The organism is Paenibacillus naphthalenovorans (genome assembly GCF_900099895.1).
Classification (GTDB): Bacteria; Bacillota; Bacilli; order Paenibacillales; family NBRC-103111; genus Paenibacillus_G; species Paenibacillus_G naphthalenovorans.
Genome location: NZ_FNDY01000021.1, coordinates 27,185 through 44,928 on the forward strand (window position 1 = coordinate 27,185; position 17,744 = coordinate 44,928).

19 protein-coding genes are annotated in these 17,744 nt (G+C 50.0%); 4 read left to right on the plus strand and 15 right to left on the minus strand.

Annotation, left to right across the window (positions count from 1 at the left end):
- Window positions 1-25: 25 nt before the first annotated feature.
- Complete coding sequence (locus BLT35_RS17825) at window positions 26-661, minus strand: HlyD family efflux transporter periplasmic adaptor subunit (protein WP_074729241.1); 636 nt, start codon at window positions 659-661, stop codon at window positions 26-28.
- A 168-nt stretch (window positions 662-829) separates the two neighbouring features.
- Between BLT35_RS17825 and BLT35_RS17830 the strand changes: the two genes are divergently transcribed.
- Window positions 830-1,303 (plus strand): MarR family transcriptional regulator, encoded by a 474-nt coding sequence (locus BLT35_RS17830; RefSeq protein ID WP_062410910.1) that lies wholly within the window; start codon window positions 830-832, stop codon window positions 1,301-1,303.
- A gap of 51 nt (window positions 1,304-1,354) precedes the next feature.
- Window positions 1,355-1,984, plus strand: coding sequence for a TraX family protein (locus BLT35_RS17835; protein WP_083351332.1), 630 nt, complete (start codon window positions 1,355-1,357; stop codon window positions 1,982-1,984).
- Window positions 1,985-2,053: 69 nt separating this feature from the next.
- Here BLT35_RS17835 and BLT35_RS17840 read toward each other — a convergent pair whose 3' ends face one another.
- The 4 genes from BLT35_RS17840 to BLT35_RS28085 form a co-directional block, all read right to left on the minus strand.
- Window positions 2,054-2,299, minus strand: a complete 246-nt coding sequence (locus tag BLT35_RS17840; RefSeq protein WP_062408350.1) for a hypothetical protein — start codon at window positions 2,297-2,299, stop codon at window positions 2,054-2,056.
- 73 nt (window positions 2,300-2,372) lie between these two features.
- Complete coding sequence (locus tag BLT35_RS17845) at window positions 2,373-2,747, minus strand: hypothetical protein (RefSeq protein WP_175472011.1); 375 nt, start codon at window positions 2,745-2,747, stop codon at window positions 2,373-2,375.
- A gap of 356 nt (window positions 2,748-3,103) precedes the next feature.
- Entirely contained in the window at window positions 3,104-3,388 is a 285-nt protein-coding gene (locus tag BLT35_RS28080; RefSeq protein WP_437438532.1) for a translation initiation factor, read from the minus strand.
- The gene (locus BLT35_RS28085) at window positions 3,376-3,606 is read right to left on the minus strand and encodes a hypothetical protein (protein WP_418007099.1); all 231 of its coding nucleotides are present in this window, start codon (window positions 3,604-3,606) and stop codon (window positions 3,376-3,378) included. Before BLT35_RS28085 ends, BLT35_RS28080 begins: the two co-directional genes overlap by 13 nt.
- Before the next feature lie 63 nt (window positions 3,607-3,669).
- Here BLT35_RS28085 and yxiS point away from each other — a divergent pair, with 63 nt between their 5' ends.
- Window positions 3,670-3,981, plus strand: a complete 312-nt coding sequence (yxiS, locus tag BLT35_RS17860; protein WP_054818597.1) for a protein YxiS — start codon at window positions 3,670-3,672, stop codon at window positions 3,979-3,981.
- A gap of 159 nt (window positions 3,982-4,140) precedes the next feature.
- Here the strand turns inward: yxiS and BLT35_RS17865 are convergent, their stop codons facing one another.
- From BLT35_RS17865 to BLT35_RS17900, 8 genes are all read right to left on the minus strand, one after another.
- Window positions 4,141-5,997, minus strand: coding sequence for a sensor histidine kinase (locus BLT35_RS17865; protein ID WP_074729248.1), 1,857 nt, complete (start codon window positions 5,995-5,997; stop codon window positions 4,141-4,143).
- Window positions 5,990-7,516 carry a response regulator gene (locus tag BLT35_RS17870; protein ID WP_160327354.1) on the minus strand — a complete coding sequence of 509 codons (1,527 nt, stop codon included), beginning with the start codon at window positions 7,514-7,516 and terminating at the stop codon, window positions 5,990-5,992. The genes BLT35_RS17865 and BLT35_RS17870 overlap by 8 nt, the downstream gene beginning before the upstream one ends.
- Before the next feature lie 163 nt (window positions 7,517-7,679).
- Window positions 7,680-8,645, minus strand: a complete 966-nt coding sequence (locus BLT35_RS17875) for a sugar phosphate isomerase/epimerase family protein (RefSeq protein ID WP_062408355.1) — start codon at window positions 8,643-8,645, stop codon at window positions 7,680-7,682.
- A gap of 29 nt (window positions 8,646-8,674) precedes the next feature.
- On the minus strand, window positions 8,675-9,151 hold the full coding sequence (locus BLT35_RS17880; protein ID WP_437438534.1) for a Gfo/Idh/MocA family oxidoreductase: 477 nt from the start codon (window positions 9,149-9,151) through the stop codon (window positions 8,675-8,677).
- An 18-nt stretch (window positions 9,152-9,169) separates the two neighbouring features.
- Window positions 9,170-10,012: a carbohydrate ABC transporter permease gene (locus BLT35_RS17885; RefSeq protein WP_062408356.1), complete on the minus strand. Its 843-nt coding sequence runs from the start codon at window positions 10,010-10,012 to the stop codon at window positions 9,170-9,172.
- The gene (locus BLT35_RS17890) at window positions 10,009-10,965 is read right to left on the minus strand and encodes a carbohydrate ABC transporter permease (RefSeq protein WP_254777601.1); all 957 of its coding nucleotides are present in this window, start codon (window positions 10,963-10,965) and stop codon (window positions 10,009-10,011) included. Before BLT35_RS17890 ends, BLT35_RS17885 begins: the two co-directional genes overlap by 4 nt.
- Before the next feature lie 43 nt (window positions 10,966-11,008).
- Window positions 11,009-12,280, minus strand: a complete 1,272-nt coding sequence (locus BLT35_RS17895) for an ABC transporter substrate-binding protein (RefSeq protein ID WP_074729250.1) — start codon at window positions 12,278-12,280, stop codon at window positions 11,009-11,011.
- A gap of 24 nt (window positions 12,281-12,304) precedes the next feature.
- Window positions 12,305-13,327, minus strand: coding sequence for a Gfo/Idh/MocA family protein (locus BLT35_RS17900; protein ID WP_254777604.1), 1,023 nt, complete (start codon window positions 13,325-13,327; stop codon window positions 12,305-12,307).
- Window positions 13,328-13,614: 287 nt separating this feature from the next.
- Here BLT35_RS17900 and xerS point away from each other — a divergent pair, with 287 nt between their 5' ends.
- The gene (gene xerS / locus BLT35_RS17905; RefSeq protein ID WP_054819846.1) at window positions 13,615-14,700 is read left to right on the plus strand and encodes a tyrosine recombinase XerS; all 1,086 of its coding nucleotides are present in this window, start codon (window positions 13,615-13,617) and stop codon (window positions 14,698-14,700) included.
- A gap of 30 nt (window positions 14,701-14,730) precedes the next feature.
- Here xerS and BLT35_RS17910 read toward each other — a convergent pair whose 3' ends face one another.
- A complete protein-coding gene (locus BLT35_RS17910; RefSeq protein WP_074729255.1) occupies window positions 14,731-16,005 on the minus strand; it encodes a PASTA domain-containing protein in 1,275 nt (424 codons plus the stop codon).
- A gap of 201 nt (window positions 16,006-16,206) precedes the next feature.
- Window positions 16,207-17,736 (minus strand): bifunctional ADP-dependent NAD(P)H-hydrate dehydratase/NAD(P)H-hydrate epimerase, encoded by a 1,530-nt coding sequence (locus tag BLT35_RS17915; protein WP_062408360.1) that lies wholly within the window; start codon window positions 17,734-17,736, stop codon window positions 16,207-16,209.
- Window positions 17,737-17,744 lie beyond the last annotated feature (8 nt).

Consider the following 17,744-nt stretch of genomic DNA (forward strand, 5'->3'; position numbering starts at 1 on the left):
CGCTCCTCCTTTCCAAATCATTACATTATTTTTTGGTAATCTTCACTTCAGCATTCATCCCTGGAAGTACATTGTCCGAGTAGTTGCTGATCGATATCTTAATCTGCACTTTTTGCGTTACTTTCGTGTAGTTGCCACTTGTATTGCTCACGGGAAGCAGCGAAAATACGGAATTCGTTGCCCGTCCGATCTCCTCTACCTTGCCTTTTAACGTATTGCTCGAATCACCGTCAACCGTTACCTCGACGTCCGAACCGATTTGAATATCTTTCACGTCGGTTTCGTCAATATTGGCTACGATATACAGCTTCTTCATATCGATGAGCTGGGCTAAGGTTTGGCCGGGTTGAACCATTTGGCCTTCTTTGGCCTGGTTTTTCACAATAGTGCCTTCGAGCACCGGACTTACATTGACCGTCTTGGTTCCGTCACTCACTTGGCCCACAACTTTGGCTTTTGCGACCACGTCCCCTTCTTTCCCGTCCCAGTTAGTCAAGGTTCCTGCAGCCGGTGCGGACAGGTTTATGATATCTCCTGCGACGCGCGCATCCTCTGTCTTAATATATTGTGAGCTTTGAAGATAGTAATAGAAACCTCCCATAATCAAAGCAACGATGACGATAATGCCAATCAGATTGGCTGCAAACAAACGACCTTTCATAGGTTTTCTCCCTCCATACTTTAATATATAAATTACTTTGTAACAAAGTATTTTAGAACAAAATAAATTTATCATAATAAAAAAAAGAATACAAATAGTAAAGTAATCCTGTATACTTAACTTATGTCATTTCATCGGGAAAGATGGGGATGAACAAGGAAAATGGGAATGCGAGATGGAAAAAAAGATATGACCGCGCAAATCGAAGCCATGGATCATTTTAATGAAACATTCTTGAGATATAAAATGAAATTGCTGGATGCCCATCATAAAGACCCGCAGCTTCGTATGAATGGCACCAAATATCATATACTGATAACGATATACCAGCGCCAAAGCTGCATGGTAACGGATATTTCGCGGCATTTGCATTTGTCTTCGGGAGCTACTACGATTTCGCTGAATCAGTTGGAAAAGGACAATCTGATTGAGCGGCTGCGGAGCAATGAGGACCGGCGCACAGTCATGGTTACCCTCACTCCCAATGGAAAAAGGTTTATTGAAACGGTGCTGGACGTCCGAAACCGGCTGCTGGCCGAGATGATTGAGCCGCTTTCTTCGGAAGAACAAGATCAATTATTTCATATTATCGCTAAGATATCCCGACAGCTGGCCAAGAAGATCGCTTCCCATGAGCTGTAAAAGATATCCTAACCGCTTGGCCCGGGAACCAAAGTTGAAGGTGATACCATCATGCTGCAGCTTATTGCTATGACCACGATGCTGATTGACCATGTCGGGTACATTTTTTTTCCTCATACGGATCTGTTCCGCATTATCGGACGCATTGCCTTTCCGCTCTACTGCTGGTTTCTGGTCCAAGGCTATCTTCACACGAGCAGCCTGAAAAACTATATGCGGAGGCTGTTCTGGCTGGCCTGCTTGTCGCAGATTCCGTATTCCCTGGCATTCGATGAGTGGGAATTAAATGTGATCTTTACTCTTTTGCTGTCGATCGTTGGCTTATATGCAGCGGATCGCATCAAGGATGAGAAATATAAAGCCCTGCTGATGGCCGGAGTACTGCTTGCCGCCCTGTTGATACCTATGGATTACGGGCTTTATGGGGTGCTGCTTGTTTTTCTTTACCGGTATTTTACCGGGTGGAAATTGATCGTTTATCATACGGCCCTGAACATGATGTTTATCGCCGTATATGGAACGGGCGCCTGGATTCAATTATTTAGCCTGCTGGGGACTTTTCTGTTTGCTTATCCTATCCCTAATTACCAGATATCCATTAAAAAATGGTTGTACCGCAGCTTCTATCCGGCGCATTTGTTCCTCCTGTTTATCCTCTATCTCTGGATGGAGCAATCCTAGACTCTCTCCTGCCTAAAGCAAAAACGGGTCGAAGAGCAGCAGCTCTTTAACCCGTTTTTGTTCATCTATTCATTGCTCTTCCTTATCTTTGGATTCGTTGACCAACCGGTCATATTTGGCATATCGATCATCCACTTCCGAGGCCATTTGCCGAAACCTTCTGGTCTCTTCAAGCACCGGATCAATCTGTGCCTGAATGCGGATCTCGGTTTTGATCGGCAGCCGTTTGCGTGCGGCCTCCTTCGTATCCTCCTGCTCCATTTGGCCTTCCGTCAGTTTTTGCGCCAATTCTTCCTCCAGCTTTCTGGAATTCATGGTTCTTCATCCCCTTTCGCCTTGTGTCAGATTCATCAAAGTCTTTTTATATCCTGTCCATACGAAAGAGCTGCTATAAGGCGGAGCCTGTTGAGCGGTTCAGCAGGAACGGGTCGGACTGTTTTTCCAGCCGGTGAAGCAGGACATATACCGTTGCCAGCTCCAATGGCGCCGCGATGGCGGCAGCCAGACCGGTCAGTCCTCCGTTCAGATGAGGAATCGTAAAAACGAACAAAATCAATAAAGCGACGGAGAACAGCACAGATACCATTTTGCTCGCCATAATCGGTTTGGTTTTCCCCAGCAGCATGCATTTCCCGGCTAAAAAATCGATCCAGGGAAACAGCAAACTCTGTATGGACAATAATTTCAACAGCATCTGAACTTCCTGCAGCAACGGCCCGTGCACGCCAAGAACACCTTCCAACAGCCATCTTCCCCCCTGCATCCGATGAGATCGTCAGGAGAAAAGCGGGCGATAATATGGATAAGCAGGCAACGACAATCAAAACATTGCGGCGATCCGACGAATAAAATTGGATAACAATTTGATGGATGGAAGCACAAATAAAAAGGAAGCAAATGCCGCGCCAGCTCAATGCTTTGATGGTCCCTTCGCTCCGGAAGGCGTTTTTTGAGGGCGGATCCTTCCCAGACGGAGACCATGCATTCGATGATCACGCCGACCATAAAAATGACAGCCCCGTATCTTCCGTCATCGGTCCAGCCGTTCCGCGCCCAATGGAACATAAAACAAAACGATCCGAAGCACGTGTTCCCATCTCCATCCCCAATTATCATTGATCAATCAAGCTGTGGGCTGTCGTGCTCTCCTTCAGACCGGATCGATTTGAACGGCAGCTTGCTTACCGCTGATCTGAATCGCCGTTTTTTACGGCCTGCCGTGCTGAGATCCCGCAGTATATCCTCTAAAAGCGCTTTTCCCCTCCCCTCTTCTTTCCCTTGCGCCCGGACAACGAACATCACCGAATCGCCGGATTTCAGGATTTTCTGTGCCTGCTGCAATTTGGTCTCGTAGTCTTGCTCTTCAATCCCGGGTGTAAGACGAATCTCCTTCAGCTTGGGCACGCGATCCTGCTTCCGGGCTGCTGCGCCTCCTGCCTGGCCGCTCCTGCACCGATCAGCCTGCATGGCGGAGGACTGCTCATGAATGAGGTGCATACCAAATCAACCTTGAGTTTTTGGGCCATGGCCAGAGCTTTTTTCGTCGGGACGATGCCCAGGTCTTCCCCGTTTGGTCCTGTGAGGTGAAACTCGGAGGCTTTATTTTTTTCGTTCATGATCATTGTCAGCGCACCTGAACTTTCTCTATAATGAACCCATATTACCGTGTAAAAGGAGATTTTTCAATGAGTCAAAACGAACTTGAGCAACAAATCATTCGCAACTACCAGCGCGACGAGCAAATGATGATTCTTGTGTTTGCCCAGTGGTGCGTTAATCATGATCTCGATCCGGCCGCATTGTACCGCCGTGCCTATCCGCAGCAAGACGCTAATCCTTCGCTGCAGCAGGCGATCGCATTGACCGTGCCTAAAGAAGAGGCCGGCGAAATTGCCGATGAAACGCTGCTGGGCGTCTTGTCGCTTTTCGGTAATGATGAACTCGCCATGGTCGTCACTGAGGAAATTCAAAAGCGTCCGCGCGTCGCCAAAAAATAAGACCCAACCGATCGTCGGCAGAGCTTAAACGCGCCGCCCAATTCCATTTGTTCTCCTATCCGGGCTTGTCATTTCCGCATGCAAATAGCGCAAACCAAAAGTCTGCCAGGCCCGGTACCGGAACAGATTTTTGGTTTGCAAAGTGGTAAATGAAATCCATCAGATTTTCATGGCTTGTTTCTTGATCCGAATTTGAACACTCGTTCCTTCTCCCGCTTCTCCGGATGAACGAATGATCATCCGATAGGAGCAGCCATATAGCATTTTGAGGCGGGAATCCACGTTTTTCATCCCGTATCCGGAAGAGGAAATAATCTCCTCCTCCAGAACGTCGCCATTCAACAATTCCCGTTGTTTATTCAACTGCTCCACCGTCATCCCCACTCCGTTATCGGAGACATCGACGACGACCTCATCTTCTTCGAGATAACCCGTGATCAGGAGCAGACCCTTCTTTCTCAAACGCCGCATCCCATGGACAATCGCATTTTCGACAAGGGGCTGCATCACCAATTTACCGATCGTATATTGGGCTGCTTCATCAGCCAAATGAAGGGTAAAATCGAAGCGTTCTTCAAACCTGATTTTTTGAATTTGCAGATAGACGCGCACCATTTCAAACTCTTCGGCCAAGGTTATGGTTTCCCGGCCCTGGCTTAAAATCATGCGGAACAGCTTGGACAAGCCGCTGACCATCTCGCTGATTTTGGGCTGTTCATTCTCCTGAGCGAGCCAATGAATCGAATCCAGTGTGTTGTATAAAAAATGAGGATTGATCTGATATTCGAGAACTCTGAGCTCAAACAGCCTTTTTAAGCGCTGCTGCTCTTTCAAATTCGTCATCAATTCCTCGATTTCGGACGCCATCAGATTGAATTGATCTCCGATGATGCGGATCTCGTCGTTTCCCTTGAGCGAGATTCGCGTTCCCCACATGTTTTGACCGAATTTACGCATGGCCTTAATCAGCTGCCTGAGCCGTTGAGACAGTATTTTCGTCGCCCACAAGGATACGATCAATGCAAGAAATAGAAAAATCACATAACCGTAAATCAGTTTATTCCGAATTTCTTTCGTTTCTTTATGGATAAATTCCTTGTCAAGCCCGACAAAAAGATAGTCCTGCTGGTCCATCCGCATGAGAACGGTTCTCCATATGCGGCCGTTTAGGCGAACTTCCGTCAGCTTGGATGCGATATCCCCCGCTGCTTGATCGATCAGAGGGCCGGTGCCGCCCTGGATTTTCTTATTGTCGTATACCATCCACCCGTTTTCCGATGCATGGATCATGCCGAACATCATTTGGCCGTAATAATTGTAGGTCTCAAAGGAGCTGCGAACGGCGTCCAAAGAAAGATTCACAATAACGTAACCGATCATCTCGGTCGGCTGCGTTACGCCATAGATTTTACGCGCGATGGTGATCATATCCTTGTTTTTGATTAATGCATCGCTGACGCTCCATGCCAAACCGGACTGCTCCGCCGAGATCACCGTCTTAAACAGCTCGGAACGCTCCAAATCTTCAGGATAGATCCGGTAATTTTCGGACGTATTCAAATATACTTCTCCGTTCATATCGATGATGGCGATGGAAAAAATATTGTTCCAAACCAACCGGGATCTGGACAGCAGGTTCCTCATGGTGTGCTCGTTGGCGTATCTCTCCTGTAGACGCACATTTTCATCAAGCGGGCGGCCGGCATCTCCCTCCTCCATGGTTTTCTTGGCCGAGGCTAATATCCTCTGCACGTCGGGGTCAATCAGAATCTGGTTCGTCAAAGTGGTCACATCGTTAAAAATAGCCCGTATTTCTCTGCTTGCCGCATGCTCCAGCACATACAGCGTATTGTTCATTTCCGCCTCTTTTTGTTCGATCTGATCGGACATCAATTGGGCGATGACAGCAATCAACAGCAGATTCGGAACCGAAATGATGAGGATGAGCTTAATGAAAATTTTACTGTTGAGTGTGGTGTACCATCGAGAGAGATGTCTGAACAGCGGTTTAAGCATAGGAACCGGATTCCTCTTTGTAGTCTGATGGATTTTTACCGACCCATTTCTTGAAGTAGCTGCTGAAATAAAGGGGGTTCTCGTAGCCGACCTTCTCCGCAATTTCGGATATTTTCAGATCGGTGTTGTTTAACAGCTGCTTGGCTTTTTCCATACGCGTCTTTGCCAGGTACTGCATGCAGGAAAAACCGGTTTGTTTGCGGAACGTTTGCGTCAAATAATTGGGATGAAGCGAAACGACATCGGCAAGAGATTGAAGAGTAAGCGAATAATCGTGGTAATGCTGTTCTATGTACGCGGCTACCTTGTCAACAACATCCGAGGCTGCGCCGGTTTTCGTCACCGTACCGCGGCTGATCACGCAAGCTTCCAGCCACCGCTGCATTCGTTTGGCCGCTACAGCCATGGAGTGCCGGTGCAACTGCGGCAATGCGGGGCACTGCAGTCCCAGTTCCTGAAACAGTTTTTCCACGGAGACCGCAAGCTTATAAAAGCCTTGCAGCGCATGAGCGTCCCCCGCATTGCCCGCCATGAGCATCCGAAGAAATTGCCGCGCTGATAAAAGCGCCTCTTCCGTTCTGCCCGTGCCAAGCGCCATGCGGAATTTTTGCTCCTCCTCCAACGGATAGGAAGGTTCCCCCAAGGAATGGGCTTCCAATAGATCATAGGCTTGACTTACGGATTGCGGAATCCGGACAATGCCGCGAACAACCGTTCCCACGGCTGTGGCCACAGGAATGCCAAGCACCTTGTCGGCCAGAAGAGCAAAATTCTGAATGCTGTCGCATGAATTTGAGTCCGCAGGCTGAATGCCGAACACCAGCGTTCGTTCATCCTTAATCAAGACAAAGCCTTTGACGTCTCCGAGGACGGTTTCGCCAAACAGATGCTTGGTTCCGGTGCAGTACAGCAGCAAATCCCGCTGCGACAGCTCCGGCTCGCTTTTCTTCAGCCGGACGACGCCGCCGAAATACTCCCCATCGAGTGGAAAGTTAAAGCAGTCGGCATTCTCCTTTAGTTCCGCCATGGAAAGGAGCTTGCCTTCCAGCAAATCCGATAGAAGCTTCTCCCGCACATAGCTCTCTGTGTTGGCTCGTGACGGTTTGCCCGCGTGCTGTTGAGAGGCAAAGCGCAAACGCGCCTTCATGATGTCCTCTCGGATCGCGCATAAGATGCCATGCAGCTCTGCCGGCTGCACAGGCTTAGTAATATACCGGCATACCTTTAAATCTATGGCTTTTTGCGCCAGTCTGAAATCTTCATGACCGGACAATATCGCGCAGGGAATACCCGGATAACGTCTGTTCACCTGTTCGATCAATTCGATGCCGTCCATAAACTGCATATAAATATCCGTGATGATCAAATCGGGCAAAACCTTGGCTGTCTCGAGCCATTGCAAGGCCGTTTCCCCATCGTCTGCCGTACTCAATACGCGGAATCCATCGTTCAGCTGGGCAATGGCCCTCTCTATCCCTTTTCTGATTGCCTGTTCGTCTTCGACCACTAGAATGTTCATTTCAGACATACTCCCCTCCATTGTCAAAGACGGCGCAGCAATGGGCCAATCCCTTTCTCATTGCTGCGCCGTCCGTATGTCTGCCTGTACAGCAAACCAGGATCCTGCTTGTTTATTATCGGACATAATCTATACTATACAGGAAACGGGCAATAATAAATCATTAATTTGCCCAATACATTTCTCCAGTTGTCTCCGTAATCAGCACTTCTTCAAGAAAGCGGACCGCTTTGATAAAGCCTTCTTGTACGGACATGAGCCCGTCTTCGTGTTCGATGCTGATCGCTCCGGTATAGCCCACCAGCCGCAGGGTGCTGATGATCGCTTTCCAAGTGTCGGCTCCGTGCCCGTAGCCTACCGTCCGGAAGGCCCACGAACGGGCGGATATATCCTTATATGACTTCGTATCCAGCACGCCATTGAGTGCGGTACGATTAGGGAAGATTGCCGTATCCTTGGCATGAAAATGATAGATCCGGTCCTGGAGCGCCAAGATGGACGATACCGGATCCATGCCCTGCCAGAACAGATGGCTGGGGTCAAAGTTCACGCCGACCTGCTCTCCCCCGATATCGCAAAGCCGTAATGCGGTTTCCGTGTTGTACACCGCAAATCCGGGATGAGGCTCAACGGCAACCTTGACGCCGTGCTCACGGATAAACGAGCTCATCTCTTTCCAATACGGGGTCACCTTTTCCCGCCACTGCCACTCTACGATTTCCGCAAAATCGGTAGGCCAAGGGCACGTAATCCAAACGGGGCGCTGCGAGGTTTCCGATTCGCCCGGGCATCCGGAGAAGTTGACGACCGTATGGACACCGAGCCGCTGGGCCAACCTAATCGTGTTTTGAAAATCGCGATGATGCTCCTCGGCAACGATTTTGTTGGGATGAAGGGGATTTCCGTGGCAGCTCAGCGAGCTGATTTCCAGCTTGTATCGGTCAAGCAATTGGCGGAAGCGCTCAATTTCTCCCGGGTTATTCAGCAATTCCTCCGGCTTGCAGTGATGGTTGCCCACATAGCCGCCGGTTGCGATTTCCACGGTTTGAACTCCGCATTCGGCTGCATAAGCGAGAGCCTCTTCCAATGTTTTTCGTCTAAACAAGGTAAGGAAAACGCCTAATTTCATCGTATACTCTCCCTTCGGACACTACCGTTTTAATTGATGCTGTCGATGCGAACCCAGCTTTTCTTCGTCGAGGAGGTTTCAACGGCCTCCAGAACGATTTGATTTTTAAACCCGTCTTCAAAATTGGGAGCGGGCTGATAGCCTTTGGCGATCCCGTTCATCAGCTCATGCACCAGGTTGATAAACGTATGCTCATATCCGATAATATGCGCTGCAGGCCAATAAGCTCCGGCATAGGGGTGATGCTCTTCCGTGCAGTTGATCAGCCTGTACCCCTGTAATCCCGGCTCGTCGTCGGCAAAATACACTTCAAGATTGTTCATATTCTCCAAATCCCAGCGGATGGATGCTTTCTCCCCGTTGATCTCAAAGCGCTTGCCGTTTTTATTTCCGCCTGCGAATCGGGTCACTTCGAATGTCCCGAGCGCTCCGTTCTCGAACCGGGCGATAAAGACCGAGGCATCATCGACGTCCACCTTCCCTTTGGTGCCGCTTTTTCCATAAATTTGTAGCCGATGATCGTACTAATCCTTCATGGACCCGCTGGTCAAACCGCTGACAATAGATTGCTGCAGGGTGATAAAAATCAGGATGATCGGCAGCGCGGCGATGGTCGCTGCGGCCATGAGGTTATTCCACTCGGTTCCGTATTCCCCGATGAATTTATATAATCCCATGGTCAGCGGACGAATGGTTTCATTGGTCGTCAGCGTCAGGGCAAAAATAAAGTCTCCCCACCCCCACAGAAAGCAGAATGCGCCAACCGTCAGCAATCCAGGCTTTACAAGCGGCAGAATGATCCGCCAAAAGGCGCTGAATTTGTCGCTGCCGTCAATCAATGCGGCTTCTTCAAGCCCCGAGGGAAGCGCCAGAAAATAAGGCCGCAGCACGAGGATCGCAAAAGGCAGCGAATGCGTCGTGTTGGCCACGATCAAAGCGGGGAAGCTGTTGATCAGCTGCATTTTGGAAAAAGCGATAAACAAAGGCATCGCAAGCATAATGGTCGGCAGCATTTGGGTCGCCAGGAGCAGAATCAGGATCGCGGCCTTTCCCCACATGCGTAGGCGGGCCAAACCGTAGGCCGCCGGGGCGGCCAGGATCAGCGTGAGCAGCATCGTGCCCGATGCAATGATAAAGCTGTTGCCGATATACCCCAGCATGGAACGGTTGGATACAAAATTATCGGTATAGGCGGCAAAAGTGAGCTCATGAGGGAACATATGAGGCGGGTTGGCAAACAATTCCCCCATCGGCTTAAGCGACGTAATGATCATCCAGTACACCGGAAACAAAAACAGCAGGGTGACCGCAGCTCCGATGACCGTAAGCGCGTATTCTTGTTTGCGGTATTTGGCATGCGCGCTCAATGATGTTCCTCCTTTCGCATCATCCGCAGATACACAGCCGACAAAGCCATCAGCACAAAAAACATGATGCTGGATACCGCGGCGCCCAAACTAAATTCAAAGTTGATGAAGGCCAACCGGTACGCATAAAGAGGAAATACGGTAGATGCGTTAACGGGACCTCCTCCGGTCATAATGAAGATCAGGTCAAATACTTTGAAGGTGTAAATCAGCCCGAGCATGAGCAGCACCAGAATCGTAGGCCTCATGAGCGGCAAGGTAATGTCGCGGAACTGACGCCAGCGCCCCGCGCCGTCGATCCTGGCTGCTTCGTAGAGATGATCCGGCAGGGATTGCAGCCCGGCGAGCAGAATGATCATATTAAACGGTACGCCGATCCAGATATTCGCGAGAATCGTGCCATATAATGCGGTTTTTTCCTCCGTGAGCCAGAATCGGTGACTGTCGATCATGCCGAACAGCTGCATTAGATAATTCATCACGCCGTGGTCGCCGGCCAGCATCCATTTGAATAAGGTCGCTGTAATGACAATCGGCATCATCCAGGCTAACAGCATCAGCGAACGCATCATACCGCGTCCCGGAAACCGGAGATTGAAAAATAAGGCCAATGCAAAACCGATCCCGAATTGGAAAACGATGCTCAGCACCGTGAAAATGGCTGAATTTTTAAATGAAACGGCAAACACTTCATCCTGAAAAATCGTTTTGTAATTTAGCAGCCCGACAAAATCGTGTTCGCCTCTCAAATTCATCAAGGTGACATTCTGAAAGCTGATCAGTAAATTGTACAAAATCGGAAACACAAGAAAGATGACCATAAACAATACACCGGGCAGTACAAATACATAATTGGCCAGGCGGTTCCATAAGCTGCGCAAGCTTCTTCGGGAAGCATCCGGCACACGTTCGGTTGAAGCAGGTGACAATTCTCTCTCCATGATCTCCCCCATTCCCTGTGCAAGAATGAAGCCGTCCGGCTCCACCCCTTACCTGTTATTGAAGAAGCGGTTTGATTTTGGCATCCGTTTCCTTCACCGCGTCTTCCGGCGACTTCACTCCCGTTAACACCTGCTGAATCATCTCCTGTATCGCATCTGAGATTTTCGGATAGTTCGGTCCGTACGCCCGTGCCTTAGCGACATTCATGCCGTCGGCGAATATTTTGAAATACCTGTCGCCTTGCCAATAAGGATCCTGTATGAAATCCCTGCGGCTTGGCAGTCTGCCCGCCGCCTTCAGGAAATTTTTCAAATATTCTCCCTGGTTGGCGAACTTCACAATATCCCAAGCGATATCCTTATGCTTCGACGTCGAGGTAATCGCCCAGTTTTCCCCGCCGAGAATCGTGCCACCTTGTTTGTTCACAGGAAGCGGGACGATATCCCATTGAAATTTGGCCTCCTTTTTCAAAACCGGAATTTGCCATGTCCCATTGACCATCATGGCCGTATTTCCTGCAGCAAACTGCAGCATTGAGGCCTGCTGATCTTGTCCAAGAATTTCCTTCGACATGGCGCCGCTGTCAAGCAGCTCTTTCCAAAGCTTAATCGCCTCCACCGTTCCCGGACTGTTGAAATGGGTCACATCCGAACCGGATTGCCACACAAAAGGCAGGAACTGAAACGTTCCCTGTTCGGTCCGCACAGCGGAAACGCTCATGCCGTAAACGCCTTGCTTCGTCAGCTTCTTGGCGGCATCCAGCAGTTCATTCCAATCGGCCGGAGGCTTCACGCCCGCCTGTTCCAGCATGTCGACGTTGTAATAGAGCGCAAGGTTATTGCTGCTGTTCGGAACGCCGTAATTTTTATCCTTGTAGACCGTCGAGGACCACGGGCCGTCAAAGTACTGGTCGGCTTGCCCCCACTCCTTGACTTCCGCCGTGATATCGGCCAGGACTCCCGCTGCGGCGAACGCCTGATGATCCGGGTTGTCAATCCATACGATGTCAGGAAGCTGTCCTGCGGCGGAGCCTAACAGCAGCTTATTTTTCAAATCGCCGAACGGAACGTAAGTGCGTTCGATTTTCACATGAGGATTCGCTTTCTGGTAATCGTCGATGACCTTGGTTAATGCTTCGACCATCTCATCGGAACTCATATAATCCCACCAAGTAATCTTCACCGTCTCGCCGGGTTTGTTAGTTTGTCCGTTAGGCGCTGTTGTCCCTGAAGGGGCAGTCGATCCATCCCCGGTTGAGCCGGGATTGCATGCGGTGGTGAGTCCCAAAACCGATACGATGGCCGCCAGCCTGATTTTTTTCCACATGGATAACGATCCCTCCCATACCTGTTATCGTTTTAAGTCCCGCAAAAGACTAAAATCGGCCAGACGAACCGGCATTCCGCTTTTCGCCGACTGAATCGCCGCACAGGTCATCTCGAAGCTGCGAATATTATCCTGAATAGGCGTTGCCGGAATACGGGATTGCCGAACCGCCGTTACAAAATCATCGAGAGACGACGCTCTGTCTCCCAGCTTTGCAGGGATTTGATCAATGACACGGCATACGGCGTTCTCGGGAGCCTCCCCTGTCCAAAGCGTGATTTCATCATTGATCATCTCGATCGCCCCGTGATCTCCGACAATGCGAATGTCCCCGTTCCAGCTCGTTTCCTTTCCCCGGGAAACCCAGCTTCCAAAATAGTGCACCTGAATTCCCCTTTCCAGCTGCATGACCACACTGGCGGACGGATTGCCGCTGAACCAGCTCCATGAAGGCCGGAAGCTATGCGCCAGGATCTCTTCCGCTTCCGCCTCGAGCAAAAACCGGATGATATCAAAATGATGAATGGCCATATCCTCCAATAAAATTTCGGAATAGTTATCCCGCCACCCGCCGAATTTCATGGCCTTTCGGAATTCATATTCCACATAACCGACAGATCCGATCACTCCCTCGTTCAGAAGCTGTTTTACGGTTTGAACAGGGGCTCTCCACCGGTAATTTTGGCTTACCGCAATCTGTTTGTTGTACCTTCGGCTGATTTCAAGCAGTTCTATCGCTTCCTCGTACGTATGGGTCATCGGTTTTTCCATCAATACATGAAGCCCCGCCTCCAACGCTTGAGCGGCTAGAGCTTTGTGTGTCTGCGGCGGGGTAACGATTAATGCGATATCCGCTTTGATCTCCCGGAAGCCGTCTTCCGGCTGATGGAACAATCGCTCTTGCGGCAAACCGGTGATTTGAGCCGCTTGGGCCAGATTGTCCGGCATGATGTCAACCACCGCAGCTAACTCCGCCGCCCGGCAGTCCTTCACAATTTGGAGCCACGATCGTCCGAATCCTCCGGCTCCGATTTGAATCATCCGCATGATGCCCACGCAGGAGACCTCCTTTTTTCATTCGAGATAAGCGCTTACATGAAAACTATATCGAATCATCGGGAATCCATGAATCCAAAATATTAAGGCAGCATATATAAATATTTAATATCTTAGCACTTAGCAGCGAAGGAACGGTTCATCGGCACTAAGTCGGATTGCTTTGAACCCCTCTCCCCTTGATGTTATGATAATAGGACAAGTAAGAACATGAATTTGGTTTACATAATAATCATTATGTAAACCATAATAACCCGCTGCCAGAGGTGAGACGCTTCATGAATATCATTAAAATCAAAGACCGCAACGAGCTGGACAAAAAGGTACCCTTGATGCCGTGGTATGTGGAAAAATTTATTAACTATAAATTGCCTGACCTTTCACCATCCTCGCTGCTGGAATATGTACGGGACTATGAGACGTTTTTTTCCTGGCTGATGGCGGAGGGACTTACTTCTGCTTCATCTATTCGGGAGATTCCGATTGAAGATTTGGAAAGGCTCCATATGGACAGTATCGATAATTTCAAAATGTTTCTGTCCTCCCGTAAAGAGAATGCCAACGGAAAAACAACCATTTCCCGCAAGCTTTCTTCTCTCCGTTCGCTTTTTCATTATTTGAGTCAAATTGCGGAGGATGAGAATTTCTATCCTTTATTGAAACGGAATGTCATGGCGAAGGTGGAAATCAAGCGGACGCACAAGCCGAAGGATTCCGCGGCTAAACTCGAAGGCAAGCTGCTTCAGGAGGCGGAAATCGCGGAATTTATCAGGTATGTCCAGCAAGGATACGGACAGGATGTCGCCAAAAACAAGCAGGCTCTCTATTTTTACGAATTGAACAAAATCCGCGATGCGTGCATCATCAGTTTAATTCTGAATTCCGGACTGCGGGTATCCGAAGTGGTCAATCTGAATGTGGACGACATCGACCTGAAAAAAAAGCTGACCTATGTTTACCGCAAAGGGAAAAATGACGATACGTTCAAAACGCCGGTTTATTTCCGTCAGGAAGCGATCGACGATCTCACAAAGTACATGGAACTGCGCCAGACGCAGTACAAAGCGCCGAAACGCGAAAAAGCCCTCTTCCTTGCCGTGGCGAACGGCAAAAAAGAAGGCGAACGAATGACGAAGCGCGCCATTCAGGAAATGGTGATTAAATATGCCAAACGTTTCGGGAAACCGTATTTGTCCGTGCACAAGCTGCGCCATTCCTTTGCGACGGATTACTATTTGCGCAATGATTTATACAAGACACAGGAGCAGCTCGGCCATGCATCCCCCGAAACGACTCAAATTTATGCGCATTTGACCGACAAAACAATGGCCGAAGCCATCGATAAAAGGCCCGACGGCGCTTAATCTCCGGCGCTGTATGAGTGGATTAAACCGTTAATTGCCTCTGCTGATCCAAAAGGTGATGCGCTCCCCTTTATTCACTTTGCGACCGGGCTCCAAGTCCTGCTTAAACACCGTTTCGGCAGGACTCTCATTCGGCTCTATGAAGAATTGGTATCGAAGACCTGAAGCCAGAGCCTGCTTCTCCGCTTGTTGTTTAGTAAGACCGATAAGGTTAGGCACAAATACAGGACCGTCGGAGGAAGGCGGCTCTTGCGCTGTCTCGGGAGGTTCCGCCGACGTTTCCTGCTCATCCTCTGTCTGCGTTGACTTTTCCCGCTCATGCTCTGGCTCAGGTTCAGATTCGGTAGGAGCCGGAGACGTATTTAATGCAGCATCCCTTTGATTCGATTGACCCGCAATCGTAGGATCCTCCTGTTTATCCGGTCCGCCCAGGCCGAATAGAAAAATGAGGAACAGTATGGAGAATCCTGCCACTGCGGCTCCAATCATCAGCTTGGCGCTTGCGCGCCACAAAAAACCTCTTTGGCGCGGCTCTTGTTCTTCGTCTTCCTCCATGTCGTCGGGTTCTTCATATTCATTCGGGAACGACTCTTCCATCGGCTGCGTTTCTTTAGTCCAAGGCTCCTGCGCTGCATTCTGCAAGCTAAGAATAAAGGAAGACAGCGTATTTTGACCGTTCCATGCTCTTCTCCAGGTCATCATGAACATTTCACGGTAGCTCTCCGGCATGTCTTTGAGCGCGGAGCGCAGCGAATGCTCGGCAGCTTGCAGCGAATCCGGCAGCGTTTCGGAACGGGTCATCAGCTGATAGAGCAGCCCGGCCAAGCCCTGAACCCCCCGCTCCGCAGGCTCCCCTTTTTCCCAATAGTTGATCATTTGCAGTTGTCCGTCGTCGCCGATCCATATATTGCTCGAAAGGACGGAGAAACCGGAAATCCCGTGCTCCATCGCATCCTGTAATCCTTTACCAAGCTCAAATACCATAGCGATGATCTCGCGGGTGGAAAAGGAATGATGCTTCAAACCTTGGATCAGCGGTTTGCCGGCAAACGTTTTTAGCGCTGCAAAAATACGCTGGTTCTCAATGCCTACGTCGAGAATATGAAGAAACCGGCTGTCGTTGAACATGGCCACTTGTTGGAGCAGCTGAAGATATGCCTGTTTATGCTTTTCCCCCCGGCTTTCCACGACAAAAATGATGATTTCTCTATTTAAGGACAAGTCATTTCCGCTGTATAAGATACCGCTCCGCATCGGAACGATCGGCTTCAGAAGCTCGTAACGTCGGTTGATGCGTTTCTCCATGAAAACCTCCTGCAAAAAAATAATATTTCAGTTAAAAACACGAATGGTTCTTCATCGAACGGGTTTCGATCAATCAAAAATTGTTCTTATAATCATTCGGATAAAATGCCGATTTTCAGAGGTATGCTCATGATTATCACTTATTAATTAATGTCATAAATGATTTATATAGTTTATTTTTAGATTGATTAATGATTGAAGCTATAAATTTTCGACAATGTCGCCGGCAATTAACGACGCCGAATGACAGCGTCTTTGCACCGCACGATCTCCCGCAGCTCCATGCAAGTAAACACCCAGAGCCGAGGCCTGGGCAGCTGTATATCCTTGCGCCAGCAAGCCGCTGATCAGTCCTGCAAGCACGTCGCCTGAGCCGCCTGTGGCCATACCCGCATTGCCGGTAGGGTTTACGTAGACTGTGCCGTCCGGCGTCGCTACGACGGTCCGGGCTCCTTTAAGCACGAGAGTAACATGGTACTGAACCGCATAGTTTCTCGCGCAAGAAATACGGTCCTGCTGGACTTCCGGGACGGATCGTCCGCATAGCCTTGCCATTTCTCCGGGATGCGGCGTAAGCACAACCGGGGATTTCCTCCGGCTCCACGAATCAAAATCAGCCGCCGCCGCGATCATATTCAATCCATCCGCATCAATCACGAGCGGGCATGCCGTTTCCTCCCAAATCCTGCGCACAAACCGGTCATCCTGCGCAAACCGTCCTGTGCCCGGACCGAACAGCATCGCGTTCTTTTTTTGTGCCATCGCAATAAGCTCCTTGGGATCGGCGGCCCTCCAATCCCCATGCTGTTCATCCGCAACCCCCTGAAGCATAACTTCAGGGAGATGGCCGAGCAGCGGCTCCACCATACTCATCGGAAGCGCCCACGAAACAAGTCCTGCGCCGCTGCGCAGCGCCGCTTTGGCGGACAGCAGTCCTGCACCGGCCATTGCCCGGCTGCCTGCGGCTACCAGCACATGACCGAAAGTTCCTTTATGTGTATCGGACTGCCGGTGCCGATACTCGTTTAAAGCGAGCTTTGCCGATAGAAGCGGCTCCTGTATAAGATAGGTATTAACGTTCATCCGATCCGCTATTCCCTGCGGAATTCCGATGGATCGTACAATCACGGTGCCCGCCTGGCGGACGCCGGGATACTGCTCTAACCCGCGTTTGGTAAACGCCAGAGCGACCGTACGATCGGCACGTATGCATGGCGTGTGGATTTGCCCCGTATCTGCGTCAAGACCGCTTGGAATATCGATCGAGATCACCGGGCGTCCGGATCGGTTGACTTCCTCTATCAGCTTGGCATAAACGCCGCGGGGTGCTCCCCTGCTTCCTGTTCCGAGAAGGGCGTCGACCACCGCGTCATATAATTCCCAGTTTATTCGTTCTTGCTCGCTATATATATAATGGGGCAGCCCCCATTTGTGTGCAATTTGACTTTGAAGCGCCGCTTCTCCTTGAAACCGGTCCGGAGATTCGGCATAGATGAGGTGCACCTGATAACCTGCTTCGCTCAAATGGCGGCCTGCGACGATCCCGTCCCCGCCGTTGTTGCCCTTACCTGTAAGGATGGCGATGCGTCCGGGACGTCCTTCCAAAAAGGAAATGACCTCTTCCGACACCGCCCGGCCCGCGTTTTCCATAAGAACCATGGCAGGCATTCCGATGTGATCGATGGCATAACGGTCAATCCGTCTCATTTCTTCCGAGGTAACGATATGCATGGGGTGAA